This is a genomic window from Ramlibacter sp. 2FC, assembly GCF_005503345.1.
Lineage (GTDB): Bacteria > Pseudomonadota > Gammaproteobacteria > Burkholderiales > Burkholderiaceae_C > SCMQ01.
The window spans coordinates 1-4,144 of the sequence record NZ_SCMM01000110.1 but is presented as its reverse complement, the minus strand read 5'-3'; the positions used below and the strand labels follow the sequence as shown (position 1 = coordinate 4,144).

Annotated in this window: 4 protein-coding genes; 3 read left to right on the top strand and 1 reads right to left on the bottom strand. The window is 71.0% G+C overall.

The window, feature by feature from the left end; genetic code table 11:
• The first annotated feature begins 298 nt into the window (after window positions 1-298).
• Genes FFS10_RS22645 through FFS10_RS22635 form a run of 3 tightly spaced genes read left to right on the top strand, consistent with a single transcriptional unit; the run spans window position 299 to window position 3,162 of the window.
• Window positions 299-1,279 (top strand): Bug family tripartite tricarboxylate transporter substrate binding protein, encoded by a 981-nt coding sequence (locus FFS10_RS22645; protein ID WP_137896855.1) that lies wholly within the window; start codon window positions 299-301, stop codon window positions 1,277-1,279.
• Window positions 1,280-1,305: 26 nt separating this feature from the next.
• A complete protein-coding gene (locus FFS10_RS22640) occupies window positions 1,306-2,205 on the top strand; it encodes an NAD(P)-dependent oxidoreductase (RefSeq protein WP_137896854.1) in 900 nt (299 codons plus the stop codon).
• Entirely contained in the window at window positions 2,206-3,162 is a 957-nt protein-coding gene (locus tag FFS10_RS22635; RefSeq protein WP_137896853.1) for an AEC family transporter, read from the top strand.
• A 1-nt stretch (window position 3,163) separates the two neighbouring features.
• On the opposite strand, the gene FFS10_RS22630 is transcribed toward FFS10_RS22635, so the two are convergent.
• The coding region (locus tag FFS10_RS22630) for a Bug family tripartite tricarboxylate transporter substrate binding protein (protein ID WP_502702905.1) at window positions 3,164-4,144 on the bottom strand (981 nt) is incomplete at its 5' end.

The window sequence follows — 4,144 nt, the reverse complement described above, 5'->3', positions numbered from 1 at the left end:
ACGCGGGGGCTGGTGGGGCGGGGCATGGGCGAAGTATCGCTTGCCATGGCGCGGACTCCGGGCCACGGGCGGTCCAGGCCTGGCCGGCTTCGCGCCGCGCGTGCAGTGCCACGTCGACGACGGCTGGCTGGCGAAGAAGCTCGACCTCCGGCGCCGCCCGGCGGTTATGCGTTTTCCGTCTAGCAGCTAGATGCGCCGCGGCTTGCCCGCGGGCGTGCAGATTGCACACAATGGCGTTTTCGCGCGCGCCCGAAAGGTCGGGTTGTGTGCGCCATCATCGCCACTCGAAGGAAAAACCATGCTGTCTCGTCGTGATCTTCTCTCGCACAGCCTGGCGCTGGGCGCGGCCGGCCTGCCGCTGGCTGGCCGCGCGCAAGCCGGCTTCCCGTCCAAACCCATACGCATCGTCGTGCCCTTCGGCGCCGGCGGCGTGGCCGACCTGACGGCGCGCACCGTGGCACAGAAGATGGCCGAGGGCCTGGGCCAGAGCATCGTGATCGAGAACAAGCCGGGGGCCGGCGGCATCGTCGCCGGCGACACGGTGGCCAAGGCCGAACCGGACGGCCACACCCTGCTCCTGATGAGCAACGGCACGGCCGTCAGCGAGGGCCTGTTCAAGAGCCTGCCCTTCGACCCGCGCAAGGACTTCGCGCCGGTCTCGGTGCTGGGCTTCTTCGACCTGGTCATCGTCGTGCCCGAGGGCTCGCGCTTTACGACCCTGGCCGAGCTGGTGGCCAACGCCCGGGCCAATCCGGGCAAGCTCAACGTCGGCACCGTGGCGATCGGCAGCACGCAGAACCTGGCGGCCGAGCTGTTCAAGACCAGCGCCGGCATCGAGGCCCAGATCGTGCCCTTCAACGGCACGCCGGCCGTGGTGACGGCGCTGCGCGGCGGCCAGATCGACGCCGCGGTCGAGATCCTGGCGCCGGTCGCGGCCCAGATCTCGGGCAAGGCGCTGCGCGCCCTGGCGGTGATGGGCGACAAGCGCAACGTCGCGCTGCCCGAGGTGCCGACCGTCAAGGACGCGGCGCGCCTGGCCAGCTTCAGCGTGGCCTCGTGGAACGCCCTGGCCGCGCCGGCCAGGACGCCGCGCGAGGTGGTGGCGCGCCTGAACCAGGAAGTGCAGGCCGCGCTCAAGTCGCCCGAGGTCAGGAAGCGCTTGGCCGAGCTCGGCGTGGAGGCGCATTCGAGCACGCCGGAGCAGCTGGCTGCGCTGCTGGACGCCGAGATCAAGCGCTGGAGCGAGGTCATCACCCGCGCCCGCATCCCGCGCCAGTAAACCAACGGGGCAGGGGAGGACCAGTCATGAAACCAGCACGCATAGGCCTGATCGGCTACGGCGAGGTCGGCAAGATCTTCAGCGCCGGCCTGAAGGACAAGGACGGCGTCAGCGCCGTCAGCGCCTGGGACCTCAAGCTGGCCGACCCGGCCACGCAGGCGGCCGAGCGCGCCCATGCGGCCCAGGCCGGCGTGGCGGCCCAGCCTTCGATGCAGGCCCTGTGCGAGGCCAGCGATCTCGTGATCTCGGCCGTCACGGCCTCCAACACCCTGGCCGTGGCGCAGGAGGCGGCGGGCTTCATCCGTCCAGGCACGGTGTTCCTGGACCTCAATTCCGCCTCGCCCGGCACCAAGCAGCAATGCGCGGCGCTGATAGCCGCGGCGGGCGCCCATTACGTCGAGGCCGGGGTCATGACCTCGGTGCCGCCCTATGGCATACGCGTGCCCATGCTGCTGGGCGGCGCCCGGGCCGCCGAGCTGGCCGCCTTGCTGGGCGCCTGGGGCATGGACGCCAAGGCGGTGAGCCAGCAGCTCGGCGTGGCCAGCGCCATCAAGATGTGCCGCAGCGTCATGATCAAGGGCCTGGAAGCCCTGGTCATCGAGAGCTACACCACGGCGCGCGCCTACGGCGTGGAGGACCATGTGCTGCCCACGCTGCAGGAGACCTTCCCCAGCATAGACTGGAGCGAGCAGGGCGCCTACTTCTTCAGCCGCGTGGTCCAGCATGGCCAGCGCCGCGCCGAGGAGATGCGCGAGTCGGCCAACACGGTGCGCGAGGCCGGCTTCGAGCCCCTGATGACCGCCGCCATCGCCAGCAAGCAGCAATGGGTGGCCGACCAGGCCAGGGCCGGCGTGTTCCAGGGCCTGGCCAAGGGCGCTCCCTGGCAGGACTATGCCGACCGGCTTCTCGCTTCCCGCAAGAAGTAGATGCTCGACATCCTGGCCATCACCGGCCCGATCTACGTCGCCATCGCCCTCGGCTACCTGACCACCCGCATGGGCCTGTTCGCGCGGGCCGACATGCAGGTGATGGGCCGCTTCGTGATCAACCTGGCCCTGCCGGCTCTGCTGTTCAACGCCCTGGCGCAGCGCCCCATAGGCGAGATCCTGAACGGCGCCTACATGGGGGTCTATCTGCTGGGCTCCCTGCTGACCCTGGCCCTGGGTCTCCTGTGGGCGCGCCGCGGCGCGCGGCAGGACCGCACCACCAGCGTCTACTGGGCCATGGGCATGGCCTGCGCCAACAGCGGCTTCGTCGGCTACCCCGTCGCGCTGCTCACGCTGGGGCCGGTGGCCGGCGTGCTGCTGGGCCTGAACATGATCGTCGAGAACCTGCTGCTGATCCCGCTGCTGCTGGCCCTGGCCGAGAGCGCCGAGAACCGCGGCAGCCGCTGGCAGGCGGTGGTGGGGCAGGCGCTGCGCAAGCTGCTGCGCAACCCCATGGTGCTGGGCCTGGTGGCGGGCTTCGCGGTCTCGCTGCTGGGCTGGCAGCTGCCTTCACCCCTCGCGCGCACGGTCACGCTGTTTTCCCAGGCCAGCGGCGCGCTCTCGCTGTTCGTGATCGGCGGCTCGCTGGCCGGCCTGCACATCGAGGGCATGGGCCGCCAAGTCGCGCAGATCGCGGCGGGCAAGCTGCTGCTGCACCCGCTGGTGATGGTGGCCGTGCTGACGGGGCTGGAGCTGGCCGGCCTGGTGGCTCTGGAGCCGCAGCTGCGCCTGGGCCTGCTGCTGACCGCGGCCTGTCCGATGATGGGCATCTACACCATCCTGGCGCAAAGGCACGGCCGCGACGGCCTGGCGGCCGCGGCCCTGCTGGGCACGACCACCGTGTCTTTCGTGACCCTGAGCGCCGTGCTCTGGGCTTTCAAGGCCTTCGGCGGCTGAGTCAGTCGGCCTTGACGCGCCCCGAAGTGATCACGGGACGCCAGCGCACGATCTCGCTGTCGATCAGCTTGCCGAACACCTCGGGCGGGTTGGGCGTGGCCACCGCGCCTTCGGCGGCCAGGCGGGTCTTGAGCTCGGGCGCGTTCAGCGACTGGTTGATCTGGCCATTGAGCCTGGCCACGATCTCGCGCGGCGTGCCGGCGGGCGCGACCACGCCGTACCACTGGTCGGCCTCGAAGTCCTTCATGCCCAGCGCTTCCGACACGGTCGGCAGATCGGGCAGGGCGTCCACGCGTTGCGGGCTGGAGACCGCCAGTGCGCGCAGCTGGCCGCTCTTGATCTGGCTGAGCACGGCCGGCACGCCGGTGAACATGAGCTGGATCTGGCCGCCGACGAGGTCGGTCACGGCCGGCGCCGTGCCGCGGTAGGGGATGTGGACCAGGGCGCTGCTGGTCTGCAGCTTGAGGTACTCGGTCGCGAGGTTGGCTGCGCTGCCGTTGCCGCCCGAGCCGTAGTTGAGCCGGCCCGGGTTGGCCCTGGCGTAGGCCACGAACTCCTTGAGCGTGCGCGCCGTCACGCTGGGGTGCACCACCAGCACGTTGGGCACGCGCGCCACCCAGGCCACGGGCGTGAAGTCCCGCACCGGGTTGTAGGGCAGCTTGGGATAGAGGCTGGGGTTGACTGCCAGGGTGCCGATGTGGCCCATCAGCAGCGTGTAGCCGTCGGCCGGGGCCTTGGCCACCTTGTCCGCGCCGATGGCGCCGCCGGCACCCGGCACGTTCTCCACCACCACGCTCTGGCCCCAGGCCTTGGTCAGCTCCTGGCCGATGGCGCGCGCCAGGATGTCGGTGCTGCCGCCGGGCGTGAACGGCACGACCAGGCGGATCGGCTTGGCCGGGTAGGGCGCCGGCTGGGCCCAGGCGCTGGCGCAGGTCATGAGCAGCGTGCCGGCAACGGCCAGGGCGGCGCGGCGGCGTTGGGT

What these genes read in the sequence shown, in the direction of transcription:
- FFS10_RS22645 (WP_137896855.1), top strand. Translation starts at nt 299, where the DNA reads ATGCTGTCTCGTCGTGATCTTCTCTCGCACAGCCTGGCGCTGGGCGCG.
- FFS10_RS22635 (WP_137896853.1), top strand. Translation starts at nt 2,206, where the DNA reads ATGCTCGACATCCTGGCCATCACCGGCCCGATCTACGTCGCCATCGCC.
- FFS10_RS22640 (WP_137896854.1), top strand. Translation starts at nt 1,306, where the DNA reads ATGAAACCAGCACGCATAGGCCTGATCGGCTACGGCGAGGTCGGCAAG.